The following is a 22,343-nucleotide window of genomic DNA, read 5'->3' as shown; positions in this document are numbered from 1 at the left end:
ATAAGGTTACGGTGTCACTACTCTATTGCTACCTATGATCACTTAACATTAAGAAGATCACCAATAAGCAAGCGTTTAGGGTTCACTATATGAGGGTTTAGTTGAATTATATCCTCTAAAGCAATGCCATGATCTCTTGCGATGCTATATAGCGTATCGCCTTGCTTGATCATGTAATACATAATAGCTTCATCAGCTTGTTGCTGCGCTTGTTCTTTCAGTTTATGTTGTGCTACATCGAGTCTATGCACTGTTTGGTAAATTTCACTGTCTGTACTTTTCTGTTTTTGTAATTCAGTTTCTAATGTATTTACTTGAGACTCTAGCGTACTTACTTTCGACTCTAGTGTATTTATTTGCTCTATCTGACTTTTTTGCTGAGTAATTTGCTCATCATTTGAGGCACAACCAGTAAGAACCAATGAAGACATTAGTGACGCTAGCAGAATAATATTTTTTTTCTGTTTCATATTTTCCTCTCTACTATCTACTTGCCAAATAACCTCAACCATTGTCATAAAAATAAGATGTGCGCACAAGTAATAAATGGTTATATATTGACAATTAAATCTTAAAAATTTTTATCTGTGATCATATAGTATTTTTAAAGACCATTTACTATACACACAGATAATTTCAGATCACACTAAACACAACTATTGAACAGTACACTCGTTTAAAAACAGTACGCTTCTCTCAGCACCAAAAAATAGGGGATCACCATGATAAAAATGCTAGTTTGCGACTTCGATGGTACGATTAATGGCGGATCACCACTGGGTGTAGATCAATTTTCAGCGTACCTAAATACACAACCCGAACTGCACTTTATTATTGCTACAGGAAGAACGCTACCCTCTATTAAAGAAGGATTAACTACGCATAACTACCCGAAACCACGGTGTATTATTAGTGATATTGGCACGCGTATTAATTATGACTATGATTTAATTGCAGATGAACGTTGGCAACACCAATTACAAGACAAATGGAATAAATCGGCAATACAAACCGCTTTGCAAGACATCACGTTTTTAGGAGAGTGTAATCCATCGTATCAAGGCGATTATAAGATCACTTTTGAGGGAAAACTTGACCACAAGCAATATTCATCGATTGCAACGGCACTTGCACAACAATCGATTAATGTTGACATCACCTATTCCCACGACTGGTTTCTTGATATCACCCCAAAGGGGATAAACAAAGCCACAGCCATTCACTACATCATGCAAAAATACAATCTGACTGCTGAAGAGGTTTGTGTCGCAGGAGATTCAGCCAATGATACTAGCATGCTAACCATGCCCGGTATTAACGCCATTTTAGTCGCAAATCATTATAACGAAGTCGCTCATTTGTCTGAGTTCAATCACGTGTATACAAGCAATGCTTCTCATGCTGAAGGCGTATTAGAAGGGTTAATATACTGGCAAAATATTGCGGTGCAGAATAATACAAGTTCAGAAACCACAATTTAGAACGATTTCCTAACCTAGTAAGCACAACGGCAATCACAAGTAGTAATTGCCGTTGGTTTAAAGCGCTTTATCTATGATGGCGTCGATGAGGTGTAGTTGAGTGGTTTGAGACTCTTTTAGCCGAGACTTTATATTCTATTCATGCCCTTCTAAAAAAGCTCTCAATTCATCTTCATTAATAATAACTAAACCTTGATCACTTTTTTCAATCAAATTTTTATCTATTAGGCTTTTAACCGCTCTTCGATATACTCTTTCAGACGTTCCAAATCGCTCTGCTTCTTGGAGTACTTTATCAAAACTCCCTAATGCCGCAGTTACACCACTTTTCTGCATTAATAAGTCATATCCAATATTATACGCAATAGGATGCAATAAACGGTTGGTGTAAATATCCATTGAGTATTGGTAGTCTTCTGCTAGCGCTGCCGCAAAAAAGAACATCATCTCTGGCTGTTTATACAAGGCCTTCGTCAATGCTTTTAAGCAAATTGTATCTACTTGCAAATACTCATCAGCTGCGACTGTCCACTGACAAGGCGTTTGAGTGAAAAATTCCATTTCCCCAAAAATATGATAATCACAATTAGCCTCACCAAGCTGAAATCGTCGTCCATTAAGAGCCAAAATACTCATAGATACGCGACCACCAGGAACAACATAAATGTAGTCTAGCGCCTCACCTTGACGAAGTATTTCTGTACCTACATCAACATAACCCGTACTTACTTGGCATTGATAAAGCAGCTCTTTAAATTTATTACTTTTACTGGCTAAAAATGAGTAAAAGCGACCAGAAGAATAAGGACTGATTTTCATAATGAACTCATCTAGAAACAATGGCTGCAACGTTAATTAGATCCAACTCTAAACACAACTTTTTCTAGTCTTTTGCCCATAAGTTGTGCTTTAGATCGCTTTAATTCTCTAAAGCACTATTTTAATTACTCTATGCTCCTTGCTTACATAGTGCTTCTAATGCGGTAATAGCGGCTAACCTTTCGCCATTCATCATTGCTTCATTATCATTAACATATTGATTAACGCCCTCTTTCACATCTTGCTGATAAAGAACGACATTATTAAGAATAGAAGCAACCTGTAGCCCACGAAGTCTCCCTACAGTGAATAGTGCTGAGGTTTCCATATCTGCACCTAAAATGCCTTTCTTATTCCAATACTGGCAGAGTTGCTCTTCTTCATCGGTATAAAAGCTATCGTGTGACCGAACTACCCCAAAGTAATATTTTACGGATTGACTCTCTAAAAAATGGTTTATTTCTTTTAATAAAGTAAAACTCGCATAGGCTGGATAAGCAGAACGAATATACGCTTTAGAGCCGCCTTCATCACGCACTGCACCTTCAGCAACTATCAATTCCCCTAGTTTAATATGATCTTGCATCGCACCAGCAGAGCCCACTCGTATAACGTGTGTAGCACCGCATAGTTTTAACTCTTCAACCGCAATAATCATTGATGGTGCGCCGATCCCTGTACTACAAACAGTAATCGTGGTGCCTTTATATTGAGCATTAAATACTCGATACTCTCGGTTTTCTGCAAGTAGCTCTATGTTATCCATCAACTCAACAATACGATTTACTCGATCAGGCTCCCCACATACAATGACATAAGGGGCTACTTGAGTCTCATCAACGCAAATATGTGGCTGTTTACTCATGCTATTGCCTTTTCTACTTGTTTTTCATTACGATTTTCTTTTGCTGTGCGAGCCCATTCACGAGCACCATTAGCGGCGATAAACATAAGGATTGAGTATTGAACTGACATCGCAAACACACCCTGAGTTGCATAAATGCCAACGCTAATAATGTTAATAACTATCCAAAGCATCCAGTTTTCAACATACTTACGAGTCATTAAAATTTGAGCGACGATAGATAAAACGGTCATGCTCGAATCCCAAAATGGAAATGCATCAGGTTCTAGAATAGGTTGAGATAGATCGGCACCAAATAGATTCATACTATCAACAGCAATTGTTGCTAATGCAAAGAAGAATGGATCGATGTAGATAGTAAGTAAGGCAATAGCTAGAATACTACTTCCTGATATGGCCAACAGTTTTGATTTACTTAACCAACGAACTTCAAGTATTTCTCCGCTAGAGTTAGGTCTTGTCCATGCATACCAACCGTAAATGTTGGCACAAAAAAAGAAAAGCTGAAGTAATAACAGGCCATAAAGTTGTATTTGAAAAAAGATGACGGCGAACAAGGTGACATTGAGTAAACCAAAAACGTAATTTATAGTTTTTTCTTGGCTTGCAAACCAAATACACAATAAGCCAAAAATAGTGCCAAAGCCCTCTACCCAGCTCATGGCATAGCCACCACCAATTGGAATGTTGACTAGCGTATTATTTATGTCTAATAGGGAAAGTAGGTCCATGTTGTTATCCTTTATTATTGTCAGTGTCAAAATCATAAAGCAGTATCATCTAAAACAAGGAGGACATTTGTCCCCTCATGATAGAGCTTCATCTGATTTTTATATACTGAGCATTAAATATAACAACTTAATGCAATTTCTTCTGCCGATCTGAGCTGAATTAAAACCAATAAGATAATAATAAAAAATGGCGATACATCACGCATCGCCATTTTTATTATTGTGGACATCTATCTATATACTTAATGGTTATCGATTTTCATCAATTTAATTTATCGATATTGCCAAATACACGATAAAACCCACTGGTAGATACTTCTCTAATATCATCGACTAGGAATTCAGCATTTTCATTCTCATATTTTTCGGGAATTGAACATTCCTTAACCATTACTAATAGAAATATCACACTGTTCAAAGCCTAAATCATACGCGACTGCTTTAACCGTTAACTTTTCACTAAATTTAAATGCTTCTAATGAATTATTAAACTGAGAATGCTTCGGATAAATTAAATACACCACTCCCTCGCCTTCTAAGTATTTATGACCATAAGCAAACATTTGATACATATCAGATTGGCTTATTCCATATTTCTCTTTAGCTGTTCTTTGATTCTCATATATCCGCTTCCACTTAGTATCAGCGACACAAACCACTTTATTAGTTTTCTTTTCACTAATCACAATATCAGGCTTTAATTTAAACCATCCCTGCTCTTTCTCTGCATTAGGTGGAGTATGAGAAACCAAAGACTGGCTACTTGCTTGTGTTTTTAACTTCAAATGTGATGGTAGATCTTTTTGCAATTTTATCGCTACATATCGCTCAAACAGAGTTTCCATTGGAAATAAAAAAGAAATCCCTTTATGCGCACCAGACAAAGCAATTGGAGATTGATAACTCAAAATTAGCTCACACCATGGCTTCACACTCCGATAGTGAACTAACGAACGGTCAACTGACCATTTTCTGAAATCTAAAGAATAATTCAATGATAGTGGGATCTCATCAAAGACAAATAATAACTCTTTACCTAAACGATGGTTTTCGTTGCTCTTCGTCCATTTAAGCACTTGCTTCAAGGCTGAATGTATTAATCGATTTTCTGATCGGTCAGAGGAAAATTGATCATAAGATACGTTAAAACGATTTTGGCACCCCGGACGCTCACGAAGCTGCTTTGATGTTTGAAGTTGACCTTTCAAATACGGTGTTTTTGCTTCTACACGTTTATACTCACTACGAATACCACGTTTAACAACATCAGCGACCTCTTTTAAAAAATACCCTATCAGAGCCTCAAACAATGGCTGCTTTACTGTTTTTAAAGAAGATTGTTCAAATTGTTGCATAGACAGTTTGTTTACCATTGAAAGCATTTTTAATAATACTTTCTTCGCAACCTCTGAATCATCTTGCTCTGATATCTTCGGTAGAATCTCAATACGAGTGCCACAAGGTGTTTCTAACACTCCAACATAGTTAACCACTTGAAGTGCTATGTCTTTGCCGTATTTTTTGACTCTAACTAATTCAACGGATTTTTCATTAGCACTTTGTCCGTTCACTAATAACCATTCAAATGCCTTTTTCGTTATTGAATGGCAATCAATGTCTGATTTGTCGCCTCCATTGAGCAACAAACCAAACTCACGCACCTTAACAATAGGATTGCTCTTTTTGCTTATCATCGAGTATAAACACCGATATACGCTTGAGGGTTTTTAAATACTTCCTGATTACGGCAATAAGGCTGTATTCCTTGTATTTCCCAATCAGGTCCCATCAACTCTGCAATATCATTACTATCAAATTGCTCGACAATAAAACGTAACTCATGATTCTCTTTTAAATGATCGCCAAGTACCTGACCTACACGCTCCCAATCTTCAAAGAAGTACTCTTCTAATAACGGTAAGATCTGTAACTCAAAGATCTCTGCTAATAATTGTAGGCTTGGGTTATCAAGTAACGGTAAAAAGAAACTATGACCAATGGTATGCTCTCGGTCATACAACAATTCAATACGTTGGTTCATGGTTTTTACAAGCTTAGCAACGTTAATGCCTTCAATATCAGGAATCCCTTTAAGTAGCTTGTAATTTGTCATCATTTCAACAAATTCAAAGCGACGACGAAGTGCGATATCAAGCTGTGCCAGTGATTTATCTGCGGTATTCATCGTACCAATGATGTGCAAGTTTGATGGTACAGAAAACGTTTCCTTTGAATATGGTAGCTTCACAGACAAAGATTCCGTGCCACCACTACGCTTACTTGGTTCAATCAATGTAATTAGCTCACCAAAGATATTAGAGATATTACCTCGGTTAATTTCATCGATGATAAGTACAAATGGTTTTGCGTTCTGATTCTTTATATTCGTTTGTTCTGTGTATTCCTTTAATCCACACTGCTTTTTCAAGTAAAGCAAAAAACCTTCAACATAAGAAGAATTATAAATACCTTGCTTAGATCCTGTTAAATAGAGTTTTCTAACATTCGCAATAGAAGCTACATATTTAGGATCAGCATTTTCAGTTGAGTCAGGGAACACTTTAAATGTCCCTCCACCAGAATACTCTATCTCAAACCGTTTACCTCTAATCGTTGTTAAAACTAAACGTTCCTCTGATTCTTCAGAGCTTTCTTGAAGTTTTAACAAAGAAGTTTCAAATTCATCAACAGAGACTACTGTATTCGAGCTTGATCCTGCTCTTTCACAAATAGCTTTAAATACTCCCAGCTCAACAGTGTAGTTTAACGCACCGTTTTCACTATCTGCCTTTAATCCCTCAACAAAATCTTCATAACTAAAGCTTTGGTGGAAAGTCACAAATCCAATGCGATTATTATTCAAAAGTTCATCAAAGCGAGATTTCAATTTTTTACGGTTGTCTTTATTCTCAAGATAAAAATCAGGAGCTACAATCTGCAATGCTTTATTGATTGTGGTGTATGTTTTACCTGTACCTGGAGGGCCGTAAAGGATTGTATTTAATGTTTGGTTTACATCGTTAGGCTTCACGTCATACTCTTGTCCCAGTTCTTTTATTTCATTTTCTAAAGCACTCTTAGGCTGTTTCCATTTTGAACGTAATGGTTCAACGTAATAATCAAGTTCTTTTGTTCCAAACTCTGCTTCCAACTGTTTTCTTAGTTCAAAGAGTCCGGCATCTATTTCTTTGCTTCTCATATGCCTGTATTTTCTACTATCAACATTAGTAAGCTTGGTTAAGATTTCTCTTCTATCTGTATTGCCAAAAATACGTTCATGTTCATCAGGAAAAAATAAATAAAGCCACATATGACGTAGCTGACGACTTTCATTCTCAGGAATAGCTTCTAGCCATTCTGAAAATTGGAGATGATCATTTAAAAGTGACTTTTTCTCATTTTTACTTAATAGACAAAGCGCGTTAGTAATTCGAATCATATAAACAAGTTCGCGCCAGCGACCCGTGTTATAAGCAGTACCTGCACTACCAATACCTGTTAATACTAAATCAGAAAGATATTGCTCTTTTGTGCTTGAAGACAATTCGAAATGGCTCCAAGAAAAAATCCTTTCAATACTATTTCGTTTAGATGTAGGTCCGATATTACTTGGGCACAAAAACATAAACCAAAGCATTTCAGAAGCTAATGCTTTTGCTTGTGGCGATGCATCCATTAACTGCGTTTCTAATTTTTCAAAAAAATCACCGTCACCTTCATCTAAGTTTTCGACAAAATGAACAATGAGCTCCTTACAGTACTCTTGTGTCCAAATAGATCCATCAGTAAACAACGAGCCACCATTCAATAGACAAATTTCTTTAAAATTATTGACTACATTAATCAAATTAATCGAGTTTTTATCACCACAATATCTAGCCACAGCAATTCCCTTTAAACATAATTCATTTACACTTTGAATCGTTGTTTCTCTAAACGAGATAAAATATCTTTATACGTCAAAGTGACCTTTTCAAGTAAAGTAACCAGCTGTTGCCTACCGATTATTTCAACATTGAAAACCTTCGCAATTTCAGTCGTTCTTTTTGCCAATGAAGGTGAATTAGTGACAAAAACTAAGCGACCAAATTGTTTATTCATAGCACCTTCATAAACTGGCTTCGCTGAATGTACTTCTTGTATTGCTTTATAACCATCGTATTTACGTTGTGTATATTTAGCTTGTATCAAGATGTTTCCAGAATCACTCAAAATAACACCATCTGCTCCATGGTCCGCTCCGGCATTCGTTAGCCAAGCACTCTCGCTATTATAATTACGTGATAACAACACTACGCATAAAGCTTCAAACTGTTGCCAGCTTAATTTATCTAATTCTTCTGCTGTTATACGTTTATTAATAAGATCACCAGAAATACTGCTACCAACACCTGCTGGTTGAGGCACTACATCTTCGGGGGTAATTACGGCATCTTTTAACAGCGTTTTTTGAGTTAACAATCTATGAAGATTTACATCAAAAGACTCAAATTCTGGGTGGTGCAATAATGGGATGTATATATGAACATCTTTTTTCTGACCAATACGATATACGCGATCTGTCGCCTGCGCTTCTTTCGCTGGGTTCCAGTGTCTCTCAAGATGAACAACATGATTAGCACCAACTACAGTTAGACCAACTCCGGCAGCAACTGGCGACATAACAATCAAATTAAAACCATCTTTCGCTTCAAATTCAGCAATCATTGATTTTCTAGTCGGAACTGACTTTCTCTTGGCAACAGCTTTAGCATCGCCATTAATCACTGAGAGAGGTCCCAAACCATAAATTTGCCCAAGGCTGATACTTAAGAAACTTTGTAGACGCTTATTAACAGAGAAAATAATACATTTTTCTTGTTTTTTCTGAATCTTATCTACAATTTTTAACAGTGAACATAACTTCCCTGATTCTTGATATAATTCTCGAGCCGCTTTACTATTTTTAGTTATATCTAATCGACCACCATCACTCAACCTTGGGTGTAATGAGCTATCTCTTAATCTCATCAACGTTGTGAGTGCGTGACTATCTTCATTTTCAAGCTGATTACTAATACTACCTTCATACACTTCACGTTGATAACCCCTCATTGTGGATTCTAATTCTTCTAAATATTTCCACTTATCAAAACGTCCACCAGCGTACATATTTTTAGATGGGAGCCCTTTCAAGTTATCTTCTTTGACTCGTCTTAACATCAGCGCACCAACTGCAATTCGTAACTCTCTACCTAGTCTGGCCCGAATCTCTTCAACCTCGTCTCCAGCTGCTTTGAGTATCGGTGAGATGTACTGAGAACGAAATTCTTGATAACTACCTAGATACCCCGGACAAGCTGTATCCATCAAACACCAAAAGTCAGCTAAGCTATTTTCAACGGGAGTACCTGTTGCAACCAATTTAAAGTCAGCTTTTAAGCCCTTTGCTGCACGTGTTTGAAGAGCATTAGGGTTTTTCGTGTTCTGTGCTTCATCAAAAACGACAACGCCCCAGTCGATAAGGCAAAGTGAAAACTGATAATCACGTAACGTTTGGTATGTTGTGATCACGAGCCTTTCAGGTAAATCTAGGCGATCAGGACCAAAATGTTGACCGACTTTCAGTGAGTATTTGGGCTCAAAGTCTTTATCTGCTTCTTTTTGATTTCTTATTTCAACGCCACCTAATTTATAGGCGCTAAGATCAGCAGCAGACTGCAAAATAACAATATCTTTGAAGGGAGAGCTCTCAAACGTTTTATCAACTTCATCTTTCCAGTTTTCGAGTAAGCTCAGAGGGGCAACAATAAGCGTTGGCTTCTTTGTCTTGCCTTCAACAGTCGACCTTTGATACATGTGCTCTATTGCCGAAAGAGCCATGAATGTTTTACCAAGCCCCATGTCATCTGCAAGTAAGGCTCCACTAAATCTTTGGTCAGAACGCCCCTTGTGCTCTACACCTAATATCCAACGAACTCCTATTTCTTGATGAGGAAATGGCTTACGCTTATGGTTATCCCAATTTAAATCTTCTGCCCAAGATACCTCAGCAATCAACTGTTCCACTTGCGGAGAACTAGCTGAAAGCTCCTCATCATTCAAGTCAATATCAACAACGTGAATCTCAGTCTCTGTAGGATCATCAGAAGGTATTGCCTCGTTGTCTTCATCCTCTGGAGCATCACTCCCCGGACTGGATAATTTATCTTCAATGCTTTTCAGCACATCACTTACAGCATTATCATCACTGATATCATATGATTTACCTTCATAATCGAAAACTGTCGCTCCAGTTCCCATTGCATCTTCTAGTTGTTTTGTAACGTCCAGCAAAGCAGACTTATCTTGTATTACATCACTAAGCTTTGCTATTGGGTAGATAGCTTCAGACGCTGATACTGATCCAAACCAATCAATTCCTGATTCATCCGTTTCACCGAAGTAGGCATGTTTGAAGGCTGTTGCACCATGTACTCGTACTGAAAAGCCCAAATCGAGATCTACTAAACTCGCATCAATAAATGCCGTCGGGTTTGACAAGAAACTTTTCACTTTATCTCGAGGAACAACTCGGTTACTAATTATTTCTTTAACAGCTTCAAGTTTCTGTTCCGAGAAAAGTACAATTTCATCGCCAATTTTTAATGTAACCGCACTATCATGATTAAGTTGACCTAATACTTTCTGGACTGCCTCATTACTTGCAGCCTGTCCCATGTTCGGCGTCAAAACCAAATCACCGTTTTTATTCAATTCTGCTTCTACAGAAATAGAATTAGGGGTAAGAATTTTTAATTTATCAAAATGTTTTAACTTAAGCGCACAGCCTTTTTGCTGTGCCATTTGTAAAGAATGAAGAAATAGAAGATTATCGTATTCTGTTTTAGGGGATTTCCTATGTACTTCTCGAGCTTCAAACACCAATAACTGCTCTGCAGCTAATAAATACTGAGTTTCTTTTCCAAACTTAATGTATGGTCCATCAATCGCATAATTTAAAGTTTGACGACCTTGTGGTGTCATTACCGCAAGATCGATACTGAACGTTGGTAAGCTTGCTTTACCTTTAATATCGGCATCTATAATGCCATTCCAGATTTCAGGTAATCCGAGAAGAGTTCTCAATTCGCTATCTAATCTTGCCGCCGTAGAAGAAGGCATCATAAACCCGTCAGGAAAAGAGGTTACATCGCCCTGCTCTTCCAACATTTTAAGGGCTACAAATTGTGCGGTGATCCACTCATTAGCTTGACCACTTTGAATTTGATGCAATTTCTTCTTGGTTGTAGAGAAATCTAAACCATTATCACAGACAATATCAAATTTAGAGGTTCTATCTAAATTTGAAAAAAATCTATTTATTAAAGAACCTAACTCCACTCTCTAACTCCATATCTTTGCTTAAAGTTGAGATAATCTTCTTGAGAAAGAACATCTTTGGCCGTTAGTTTGCACCCCTAAACTTCGTAGCTCAGTTAGTGCTTTTCTCTGCCATGAGTACCCAGTAGGAGAATGTGTAATTTTAGCTCTAGCACCTGACGATAATTTCATCATTTGAGTATTTATTCCACTAGTCAATTGCGAGTATGTTGGACTTGAAATATTGTAATTGAACACACATACCGAAGGATCTAACTCTCGATACAGCCACAAATAACAACTATGACTACCTTCAATCATATGAACGCCATCCATCTGAACATAAATTATTGATTTATCACCATCTTTCACTGTGGAGAAATTGGGTAAATGTTTAGCATCATAATTTTTCTTCAAATAATGTGTTGCATCCCTACTCATATAAAGACGAGTATGTGTAATAACTCCAGCATCAAACATACCTTCTAAAAATTGCTTTCTTGAAGGATACATTCTTCGCAACTCGTAGTTTGACGATGAATATGAGAAATCTTCTAATGCTTCTAAAAACAACTTAAGATCTAAACGTGATAACCAACCTCGAACAGCTTGGGTAAGCTGAGAATCAATATTCTTCCACCACTTAAGATAACGAGGATTAGAGCTCGGAACTCTTGGATCGCCAGCAATAGCAAGAACAACATTCAACCAAGCCTCACTAATATGAGACGATGCAGAACGGCTAATCAATATAGTTAGAATTTTATGCCCGAGTAAATTATTACAATCATATAGAGATTCATACACTGATTTTTTCTGAATCTCCTGAAGTAACGGATGATCGGATCCTAATGGAATATCTTTTAGTTGTTCAACATAATAAATACTTTTTGCTACCGTTAGATAACGACCATTGATATAACGCTCTAAACCAATTTCCACAAGCCAATGATCAAAGTCGATATCTCTCTCTATAGCCTGTTTAGCTATCCACTTAGGACCATCAAGAGAAAGAATCTTATGATCATGTTCTAATTGATAACCACGCTGTTGTTTCGCATTAAACAACCATTCCGCAGTCGCATTACAATCAGTTAAATTATCAAATTCAGACAAAAAATGTTGATATAAAGATTCAATTAGCAAGGCACTTGGTTTTCCTACAATAGTTGTAATTTTATTGAGTAATCGACGAGTAAAGCTTATCTTGTTTTTAATATCTGATTGTAAAGACATCGCCAATGCACGGACATGAACAGGGCTATTCACGATATTCTCTACAGAACGATTATAACTTATCGCTTCATATACCTCATCATAAGCTAATCTAAATTTATTATTTCCTGTACCAGCGGCTTTTGCCAAATGATCTAAATCAGTGGATAACTGATTTAGATCTTTAACCGATTTCTCAAAAGGGCTAGAAGGCAGAAAAAAATTAAGTTTTTTAATTCTAAGCTTCACTAATTAACAATCCTTTCTAAGTCTGCAATAGATGGCTTTTTAACTGTAAATCGAATATCAATACGTCTATTCTGACTTTTGTCCTGTTTAGTCATTTCTATGGTATTTACTCGTCTAGTTTCAGCATAACCACTAACCGAAAATAATCGTTGCCCAAAAGCATTCTCTAAGTCACCTAATTTAGGGGTCAATTCTATTTCGCTCTGCCAAACATTCCAAACAGATATAGCTCTGTCAACGGATAATCCCCAATTCCTCTTTCCTCGATAATAAATTCCGTCACTATCTGTATGACCTTCAACAAAAACAGTATCTAAGTACTTAAACCTCTCATTCTTTCTGATTGCACTGTGAAGTACGGCCCCAATATCTCTAACTGCTTGCTGAATCTCAGGATTCTTTGGAATAGAATCTTTCCCTGATGCAAACGTAAGTGTTCTTTCCGGAATACGAAGGACAGTATCATTATCGGCAATTTCAACAATTACATTTCTTTTAGCTAACTCTTCTCGTACATCATAAATGATGTCCTTTCTAGCCTGTTCCGCCTTTTTTAGCTCTTCAATTCCAGCTTCTACATTATTTGTCTTTTGAGTTAACTCAATGATCAAAGCAACCGCTGCAAGTATAAAAATAACAAGTAGTGCTGACATAAGGTCAGAAAACGATACCCAATATGGATTTTCTTCATCGACCGAATTTCTAGATTTTGAACGTAAGCCTTTTCGCATTATTGACTCACTTTGTTTTGAATTTCATCAACTACATTGGAAATAGCTTGAACAGCATTGTTCATTTGTGTCGCATATTGGGTGCTTGAATTGGCCCATATTTTCAAATGCTCGGTAGTTTGTCCATTAGCCTGAGCAGCATAATTTTCTATAAGATCAGACATTTGCTGACTCAGTTCACTAACATTACGTTTCATCTCTTCTGTTAAAGTACTAAGATTATTTTTTTGCTCAGACAAGAAATCTGTCTGTGTTGATTTAAGGGAACTAAACGACTCATCAACAGTTTGCAACATGCTACTAATTTTATCTGCTATATCACTGAACCTCCCAGTATCTTCAAGTAACTGTTCTCTAAGTGATTCAATTCTTACACTACTTAATTGATTTTGCACTGCCAAATCTTTCGTACTATTTACCGCTTCGCGAACTGCCCCTGATAACTGATTACCAGCCTCTTTTATATTTGAACCAAATACACTCATACTCTCAGCTGCATTTCTAAGCTCAGTAGCAGACTTTTGCATGCTCTCAGTAGCACGAGCAGAAGCAGATACCGACGATTCAATACTATTTTGAAGCTGTTTACCCTGTTGCAAAATGTTATTTGAGGCCGATTGCTGAGATTCAACGCTTACTTTAACTTGAGCTAATAATTCATCGGTACCAGACTTCATTGCTTGAGTTTGATTCACAAAAATTTTATTGCGTTCTTTTTCCATTTGGCTGGATTGTTCATCACGCTGAGAAAAAGTCTGTGTAAGTTCGCCAACTTGATTATTAACAAAATCAGCCAGTACCTTACTTTGACCCGACACATTATCAACTAACTCTTTAATTGTTGTCTCCATAGACGAAGCTAGCTTTTGCTCACGTTCCGATGCAGCTACCTCTCTCAAGTTTAACTGTTCACTCATATTAGATACTTGCTTTTCAACGAACTCCGTTAACATGCGTTTTTGTTCATTACCTTGTGTAACCAATTCAGAGACTTGAACAGAGATCGAAGATATCAATTCTTTTTCACGCTCACTCGACGCACTTTGTTGTACTTCAAGTTTATTAACAAAAGCCTCCATCGAAATACTCATTGATTCCAGCGTTTTGTTTACGCTTTGAGATGCAGAATCCATAGCATGGCGTTGCTGCTCTCCTTGATGTCCAAAACCTTCCATAAAAGATTGAAGAACACTCTCTAATGCTTTTTGATTTCCATCAGAAGTTTCATCTACAAGTTTGTTAATTGCTGGAGCCATGATTTTCTCAAGACTTGATTCCAATCCTTGTTGAATACCTTGTGTAGCTTGAATTAAAGACTCTTGCATTTTTTCGCCAATTTTTTCAGCAAGACCTTGAAGGCTCTCTCTTGATTGTTGGCTATCATTCGCTATGCACTGCAATTGACTTTCGGCACTCAGACGAGGAAAAATTCTATCTATACGATTTTGAAGGATATGTATTTTTTTTCTGATAATCTGTTCAAATATTTTTTCAACAAAATTAAATATAACACTTAGAAGAACACCCCACACAGATGTCATAAATGCAATTTTTGCCCCATTAATGACACCGGCAACACCGTCTTTCATTTCATTAACATCAACATTTCCAGCTATATTTAAATCAGCTAAACCTAGCTGTAAACCTACAAACGTTCCGATAACACCGAGAGCGGTTAAAAAACCAGGTACTGCTGCAATCATTCGGTTTTCGGTACTCCCACCAGCTAAAGTAGATGTATTAAAGAAATAATCGGCATCGAATGTATTGTGCAACCGAACAACATCATCTGCACCTTTTACCTCAAGAAGAGTTTCATCAAATTCCAACCATAAATGCCCAACCGACTTTTTCTTTTCTTCGGCTTTAGTTATTAAATCCATTCGAGCGCTTGCAGGGTTCGTAGTTTCAACGATATTAAGTAACTTATTGAGCCAGATTACTCTTTTCAAAGCCCGAATTAATGCAAGAGCTGAAATGATCAGGAAGATTCCTGCGACTAGCCATAATACAACGACAAATAATGCGCTTAACTGATCTGATGTTTGTGGTGGTAATACACTCAAATTACTTAAGTCAGGAAATAAACTACCTAGGTTTAGGTTATCTTTCATTTAATAAAATCCAATAAATACACATAAAAACTAAATACTGATTCTCAGTATTATCTATTCTTCTTAAAATTCTCTGCCTGCTCTAGCACGCCCATATACACGTCATCACAGGTGACTGGTGGATAACCAAACTCATGCAGCAATACGATAAGCTCTACTTTTAGTGAAGCTTTAATATCGTCTCGTTGGCTCCAATCTGGGTATTGGGCTTTATCATCCACAATAACCTTCATGCGCTTGGCGAGTTCTAATAACTTCTCATCTGGATAAGTAAAATCGTATTTTTGCGACATATAAACCAAGATGTCGAAGAAGGCTTTCTCTTCAAAATCAATGCCTAAGTCGTTATGTGCATTCATCTCGGCTTCTAACTCACCAATCAGGCTTACGATTTCATCGGTAAATACTTCAAACTCTTCACCATTTAGTTCATCGTTTTCTTTGCGCTCGTTGTAATGATCAACCAATGCTTGAAACTTCTTGGTAAAGTTAATGCCTTGCAGTTGGTTCACTTTTTTAAAGTCACTAATGGCTTTCGCAAGCATCTTTTGCAGTAACTGAGCTTTGGTGTTTGGCAGCTTGATCTTGTTGATTCTGTCCATGTAATCTTTATCAAAAATATCGACTGACTCGGCATCGTCTTCGCCTAGCTTAAAGATCTCTTCTACACCATCTGCTTTTAAGGCTTCGGCTATCATTTCACGAACACGGACATTCATTTGTGCCGTATCTGGCGCGTCGCCTTTGGTTAGCTTAAATACAATAGAGCGAACCGCGATATAGAAATGGATAAAATCACGCTCTTGTTGAGACAAACTCTCGCTACCACAACAGACATCGTAAGCGGCTTTTAAACGTTTCACTAAGCCCATAAAACGCGCTTCAATCTTTTTGGTGGTTAGCACAAATTCAGCAGCGCGATTCAAACAGCCAAGTTGTGCAACCGACTCTCCTGAGAAGTAATCGCTGCTATCAAACTTATGAAATACCTGCTTGAGTAAATCCAAATGGTTCTTTACTTCAATCACAGATAAACGAATGTCTTCAAAATTGGTTTCATCGGCTTTTGAATACATCGCCAGTGCAAGGTTCATCTGCTTTTTAATACCGATGTAATCCACCACCAAGCCTTTCTCTTTCCCTTCGTACTTACGGTTTACACGAGAAATAGTTTGAATAAGGTTGTGCTTTTGCAATGGCTTATCAATGTAGATAGTATCTAAAAACGGCACATCAAATCCGGTTAGCCACATATCCACCACAATGGCGATTTTGAAATTAGATTTCTCGTTTTTAAACTGTTTATCTAGCTCTTTGCGGTAATCTTTTGTGCCTAACAGATCGTATTGCTCACGCTCATCATCTTTACCGCGTGTCATTACCATTTTTACCATCTCTGACGGTAAGATCTCTTTCTTCTCTTTTTCTGTTAGCTCAGTGCCATCTACTGCGTGTTTCTCTACAAACCACTCTGGGCGTAATAACTTCACTTGTTTGTAAAAGTCATAGGCAATATCACGGCTTGAGCAGACAAACATCGCTTTGCCTTTGATGGTTGAGCCTTCTTCCACTCGTTGTTCATAATGCTGAACAAAGTCTTTTGCGAGAGCTTCAATTCGGTCGGGATCACCCAAGATCGCATTCATGTTGGCAGAGGCTTTTTTACTCTCTTCGACTTGATGCTCGTTTGCCCCTGAATCAAGACAATCTTGGTAATATTTTTCTATGTCTTCTAGTTTACTGTTATCCAGAATGACTTTAGCCGCACGACCTTCATAAACGATGCGTACAGTGATTTCATCATTAACTGATTCTGTCATGGTGTAGCTGTCTATCGCTTCACCAAACACCTCTAATGTGGCATCAATCGGTGTGCCAGTAAAACCAACATACGTCGCATTTGGTAATGAATCATGCAGGTATTTAGCAAAACCATAGGTCTTTTTGATGGTGCCTTTTTCATGATCAACCGTGACTTTTTGATCAAGATTGATTTGGCTTCGGTGCGCTTCATCAGAAATACAGATGATGTTGCTACGCTCTGACAATAATTGAATGTCTTCGGTAAACTTATGAATGGTGGTTAAGAATACGCCACCACTGTTGCGACCTTTTAATAACTCACGTAGGTTCTCACGGCTTTCTACCGCTTTAATCGTCTCATCACCTATGTAGGTTTTGGCACTGGTGAATTGCTTTGATAATTGCTCGTCAAGATCAGTACGGTCGGTGATAAGTACGATGGTTGGGCTTTCAAAATCGACACTTTTCATTAATAAGCGCGCTAAAAACTGCATGGTGAAACTCTTACCACAGCCAGTCGCACCAAAGTAAGTTCCACCTTTGCCTGAGCCCATCGGTTTGCGCTCTTTTTTGATATTGAAATAGAGCTTACGTGCGGCATAGTATTGCGGATAGCGACAACAGATTTTAAGTTCGTTTTTAGAGGTATCAGGAAAGTAGATAAAGTTCTTCACCGCATCAAGCAAGCGCGTTTTATTAAACAAACCTTGTAGCATGGTGTGAAGAGAATCAATGCCCTCTTTTTCGTTTGATTCGTTACCCGTGACTTTGCGCCATGCGTAGTAGAAATCATAAGGGGCGAACACGTTACCCATTTTGTTGTTTACGCCATCACTGATGATGCACATGGCGTTGTAGACAAACAATTGTGGAATATCACGCTTGTAACGCACGCAGATTTGTCGCCATGCATCATAAATCGTGGCTTCGTCTTCTCGGATCGCGCTTTTAAATTCAAACACGACGAGTGGGAATCCGTTGATGTATAAGATGCCATCGGGAATTCGGGTTTGCCCAGCTTCACCACTTACGGCATTGCCTTCAATCTCTAACTGATTGACGATTTTGTATTGGTTGTTGTCTTTAGATGTATTCGCAAGGTAGCTGAGTTTTGTTTCTGCTACTTTTCTTTCTGGCGCTTGCTCTGATTCATGCTCTTGTAAAACATTAGGAGCAAACATCTCTGATAATGCTTGTGGTAAGTGCTTGGTATCAATTAATTCGATATAGAGATCTTTTTGGCTGCGGTCTTCTCGTTTGAATAGAAAACCGTTGCTTAACCATTTACAGAAGGTTTTGTTGCTTTCATAGAGATCACTGGCTGGCAATGTGGTGAACTGGCGAATGATGGACTCAATTTCGCTTTCAGTTATTCCATCGGCTTGGTACTGCTTTGCAAGATAGTGGCGTAGATCATCGAGGATGAGTACGTCTTCCTTGTCTTTTCGAGTAATATCACTGCCAATAGCGTGTGAATAGCCTTGCTTACCGAGTAGTTCGATAATAGCTTGTTCTAATTTGGCTTCTGTAAATTTTAAGCTCATCGCCTTTTCCTAATACCACTGTTTTTAAGAAGTTGAATGTCTAACGCATTCCTATTGTTATTTGTAGATTTGGTGATCTGTTGTCACCTTTTGGTTTTGGTGCTGTTGGTTATTGCGCTTTCTTTTACTTAATCTGTAACGTTACGTTGTTCGTTGTTTTGCTTTTAAATATCAAGCAAATGCAGTTCTTGTTGTTACCTGTTAAACCCACCACAAGTGAACAACTAGTTCTCCCCCTTAACAAGGGGGAGTTAGAGGGGGTTACTCCGCGCTCACCGCTTGCTGTAAAGCCTCACCTTGTGGTGAATCTAAGCGTAATTCACCTGAGATCAGCTTTGGTAATAGTGTATCTCTTAATTCAATTAATGATTTATTTTCTAACTGACGTAAATGCGAAGATTCATAAAACTCAGCTACTTTTTGAGAATAAAACATCCTCAAAGTAACCGGTGGAATAACTATATTTAAATCCATAATTGCTTTTTTATCACCTCTTGGCATTTTTGAGCCTTTAGAGGTTGTCATCATGTAGTCAAAGAATGAATCTTGATACAGAAGATTAAACAAATACGCTTCCGTATTTTCATCTTTAACTTCAAAACCTAGTACATCATTCGAGTAGCCACCATCGCCACGAGCTATCCAGATCTTTTTAAAATAAGGACGAATGTTAGATATTAAAACATTTCCTCCACGGTATGCTGGTACTGAGTTCACAGTAGGTAATTTAGCTGCTGAACTAATACCTTTTTTTTCTGTTAACATATTTTCAGTTGATATGTAATTTTCTAAGGTTAACTCTGATACTGAAATTCTATTGTTCCCATAATTGGCAATAGAACTTAAAGGTTCAACTCCCCACCCCTTCGGCACAAACCCCAATTCACTTTCCTCAAACTCACAAGGAAACAATTGGCGAATATCCGCAGGTAATGGTTCAAAACCTTCACTCTCGCGCACCGCTTTACGCGCTTCAAAGCGTTTTGCTAGTGATTCTGGAATTTCAATATCCTGACCATTGGCAATAGCATCAAGGGCGTTATCAATCACAGGATCAAAATCAACAAACCAAGATTTAAACAGCGTTTGTGCCATTTGTTCTAGGGTTTGGTTAATTTGGCGGTTTAAGGTAATTTTTTTGTCAAAGCTGTTATTGATGTAACATATTTTTTCACGTAGTGAATCTTCAGGTAATAAAATAGGTAATTCTTTAATATCCTTTAGATTAAGAGTCCTTTGTACAGTTGTATTTAATCGAGCATCAATAATATGTCGTGAAGGTGAACTTAACAGTATAAGTTTCAGCCAATCCCTTAAAGCAGGATTATTTAATCGAACAACGGCGAGAGCTCGTGCTACATTCCACCCAATCATTTTGGGTTCGACAACAATACAATCACCGGGATTACCAACCAATGTAATTAAGAGCTCATCACCACTTAAATGCGTACGTCTATATTCGTGGTCAACTTCTTTTGTTATTTTACTTTCTGGAGTGTTTAATACTTGTCCATTTGTTACATCTCCAACTTTGACTAACGGAATTCCATTATCATCGTGCTTCCCCGGATACATAACACCTACCGAAATTGATTTATCCGTCATTAATAAATCTTTAAACTCAACAAGTTTCCAGCCCTTTGGTACTTTGCCACCAGCAGAAAGCCAATTATTTTCCATAACCCAACGCCTCCAAATTCACACGGATCGCTTTATCTAACGCTTCCGCTTGGTTCATTTGGCTGTATAGCGTTTGAGACAGCTCACGCATCTTGGTTTCAAATGGAATGCCATCATCTTCAATTTCTGCTGCGCCTACGTAACGTCCCGGTGTTAACACGTAATCGTTGGCTTTGATCTCATCAATGGTTGCGCTTTTGCAGTAGCCTGCAATGTCTTCATACTTTTCAACCTTGCACTCTTCACGCTCTACTCGCGCTTTAAGCTCGGCTTCATCGCTGCGCCATGCGTGGAAGGTATCGGCAATTTTTGCAATGTCATCAAGCGTTAGCTCTTTGATTGTGCGGTTGATCATGGTGCCCATTTCACGCGCATCAATAAACAGAGTCTCTTTTTCGCGGTTACGATAGCCCTTGCCTACATTGGCGGTTTTATCTTTAGTGATAAACCATAAACAGACTGGAATTTGCGTGGTGTAGAACAGCTGACCCGGTAAGGCAACCATGCATTCCACCACATCGTTCTCGACCATTTTAGCGCGAATTTCACCTTCGCCACTGGTGTTTGAACTCATCGAGCCATTTGCCAATACAAAACCAGCGGTGCCTGTTTCACTTAGCTTAGACAACATGTGCAATATCCAACCGTAGTTGGCGTTGCCTGTTGGTGGTGTGCGGTAGCCTTCAAAGCGTGGATCATCTGTTAACTCTGAATCGGCACGCCAATCTTTAAGGTTAAACGGTGGGTTCGCCATGGATATAATCGGCTTTTAAATCTTTGTGCTGATCGTTAAAGAAGGTATCTGCGGGCTTTTCACCTAAGTTACCTGCCATACCACGGATCGCTAAGTTCATTTTTGCCAGTTTGTACGTGGTAGCTGTTAGCTCTTGTCCGTGAATAGAGATGTCTTTACGGTTACCTTGATGGCTATTGATGAACTTCATTGATTGAACGAACATACCGCCTGAACCACAGGCAGGATCATAAATTTTACCGCTGTACGGTTCTAGCATCTCGGCTAACAGTGTTACTACTGATTTCGGCGTATAGAACTCGCCGCCGCCTTTGCCTTCGGTTGCGGCAAATTTACCAAGGAAGTATTCATACACTCGCCCTACTAAATCTTCTTCGGTTAGGGCGTTTTCTTGTGCCATTGTCTCGATATTTTCAATGGTGTCGATCAATGACGCGAGTTTTTTGACTTCTAAATTTTGGCGTGAGAAGTAGTTGTCTGGCAATGCGCCTTTTAATGATGGATTACGCTTTTCAATGGTTGATAACGCGGTATCAATTTGAACAGCAATGTCATCTTGTTTGGCGTTGGCTTTAATTTTTGACCAGCGAGCATCTTCAGGAAGATAAAAGATATTGTCTTGTTGGTAGAAAGCTTCCATTTCAACAAAGGCGTCTTGTCCGTTATCAATCAATTGTTGACGACGTTTTTCAAATTTATCACTGACGAATTTTAAGAAAACAAGGCTCAATACTACGTGTTTGTATTCTGATGATTCAACGCTGCCACGCAGTTGATTCGCGGTATCCCACAGGGTTTCTTCAAAGCCTTTGCTTGGTTTTGCTTTGGTCGCTTTTTTCGCTGGTGCTTTAGCCATTATGTTTACTTCTCATTTTGTTATTTCTACTTGCAAAAGATACAAGATTTAATGCGGTGTATTGTACATTAAGTTAGGGAAAGATCATTGATATGGTGAGTAATTTTGAAGGGTTAATGGCAGAAATTGAGATAAAAAATGCCACACTAGCTGTGGCATA

General features: G+C 38.1%; 12 protein-coding genes and 2 pseudogenes. 1 reads left to right on the top strand and 13 read right to left on the bottom strand.

Annotated elements, in window-relative coordinates; translation table 11 throughout:
- Nucleotides 1-38 precede the first annotated feature (38 nt).
- Nucleotides 39-470, bottom strand: a complete 432-nt coding sequence (locus ACU5DF_RS11275) for a LysM peptidoglycan-binding domain-containing protein (RefSeq protein ID WP_446712920.1) — start codon at nucleotides 468-470, stop codon at nucleotides 39-41.
- A 252-nt stretch (nucleotides 471-722) separates the two neighbouring features.
- Between ACU5DF_RS11275 and ACU5DF_RS11270 the strand changes: the two genes are divergently transcribed.
- A complete protein-coding gene (locus tag ACU5DF_RS11270; RefSeq protein ID WP_446712919.1) occupies nucleotides 723-1,481 on the top strand; it encodes an HAD-IIB family hydrolase in 759 nt (252 codons plus the stop codon).
- Nucleotides 1,482-1,616: 135 nt separating this feature from the next.
- Here ACU5DF_RS11270 and ACU5DF_RS11265 read toward each other — a convergent pair whose 3' ends face one another.
- The 12 genes and pseudogenes from ACU5DF_RS11265 to ACU5DF_RS11210 all read right to left on the bottom strand — a co-directional run bounded on the left by ACU5DF_RS11265 (nucleotide 1,617) and on the right by ACU5DF_RS11210 (nucleotide 22,183).
- Nucleotides 1,617-2,300: a Crp/Fnr family transcriptional regulator gene (locus tag ACU5DF_RS11265; protein WP_446712918.1), complete on the bottom strand. Its 684-nt coding sequence runs from the start codon at nucleotides 2,298-2,300 to the stop codon at nucleotides 1,617-1,619.
- A 130-nt stretch (nucleotides 2,301-2,430) separates the two neighbouring features.
- The gene (locus ACU5DF_RS11260; RefSeq protein WP_446712917.1) at nucleotides 2,431-3,165 is read right to left on the bottom strand and encodes a nucleoside phosphorylase; all 735 of its coding nucleotides are present in this window, start codon (nucleotides 3,163-3,165) and stop codon (nucleotides 2,431-2,433) included.
- Nucleotides 3,162-3,896: a nicotinamide riboside transporter PnuC gene (pnuC, locus tag ACU5DF_RS11255; RefSeq protein WP_446712916.1), complete on the bottom strand. Its 735-nt coding sequence runs from the start codon at nucleotides 3,894-3,896 to the stop codon at nucleotides 3,162-3,164. The genes ACU5DF_RS11260 and pnuC overlap by 4 nt, the downstream gene beginning before the upstream one ends.
- 383 nt (nucleotides 3,897-4,279) lie before the next feature.
- Nucleotides 4,280-5,590 carry an McrC family protein gene (locus ACU5DF_RS11250; protein ID WP_446712915.1) on the bottom strand — a complete coding sequence of 437 codons (1,311 nt, stop codon included), beginning with the start codon at nucleotides 5,588-5,590 and terminating at the stop codon, nucleotides 4,280-4,282.
- Nucleotides 5,587-7,779, bottom strand: coding sequence for an McrB family protein (locus ACU5DF_RS11245; protein ID WP_446712914.1), 2,193 nt, complete (start codon nucleotides 7,777-7,779; stop codon nucleotides 5,587-5,589). Before ACU5DF_RS11245 ends, ACU5DF_RS11250 begins: the two co-directional genes overlap by 4 nt.
- Nucleotides 7,780-7,805: 26 nt before the next feature.
- The gene (locus ACU5DF_RS11240) at nucleotides 7,806-11,258 is read right to left on the bottom strand and encodes an SNF2-related protein (RefSeq protein ID WP_446712913.1); all 3,453 of its coding nucleotides are present in this window, start codon (nucleotides 11,256-11,258) and stop codon (nucleotides 7,806-7,808) included.
- Nucleotides 11,249-12,701 (bottom strand): annotated as a pseudogene (locus ACU5DF_RS11235) (EH signature domain-containing protein). The gene ACU5DF_RS11240 and the pseudogene ACU5DF_RS11235 overlap by 10 nt, the downstream one beginning before the upstream one ends.
- Nucleotides 12,701-13,432, bottom strand: a complete 732-nt coding sequence (locus ACU5DF_RS11230) for an OmpA/MotB family protein (protein ID WP_446712912.1) — start codon at nucleotides 13,430-13,432, stop codon at nucleotides 12,701-12,703. Before ACU5DF_RS11230 ends, ACU5DF_RS11235 begins: the two are co-directional and overlap by 1 nt.
- Nucleotides 13,432-15,546 carry an anti-phage ZorAB system protein ZorA gene (zorA, locus tag ACU5DF_RS11225; RefSeq protein ID WP_446712911.1) on the bottom strand — a complete coding sequence of 705 codons (2,115 nt, stop codon included), beginning with the start codon at nucleotides 15,544-15,546 and terminating at the stop codon, nucleotides 13,432-13,434. Before zorA ends, ACU5DF_RS11230 begins: the two co-directional genes overlap by 1 nt.
- A gap of 50 nt (nucleotides 15,547-15,596) precedes the next feature.
- On the bottom strand, nucleotides 15,597-18,893 hold the full coding sequence (locus ACU5DF_RS11220; protein WP_446712910.1) for a type I restriction endonuclease subunit R: 3,297 nt from the start codon (nucleotides 18,891-18,893) through the stop codon (nucleotides 15,597-15,599).
- A gap of 261 nt (nucleotides 18,894-19,154) precedes the next feature.
- Entirely contained in the window at nucleotides 19,155-20,573 is a 1,419-nt protein-coding gene (locus ACU5DF_RS11215; RefSeq protein ID WP_446712909.1) for a restriction endonuclease subunit S, read from the bottom strand.
- Nucleotides 20,563-22,183, bottom strand: a pseudogene (locus ACU5DF_RS11210) (class I SAM-dependent DNA methyltransferase). The gene ACU5DF_RS11215 and the pseudogene ACU5DF_RS11210 overlap by 11 nt, the downstream one beginning before the upstream one ends.
- Nucleotides 22,184-22,343: the final 160 nt, after the last annotated feature.

Source organism: Aliivibrio wodanis (assembly GCF_052920805.1).
Note: the sequence above shows the minus strand (reverse complement) of the source record. Positions and strands in the feature narration are given on the sequence as shown.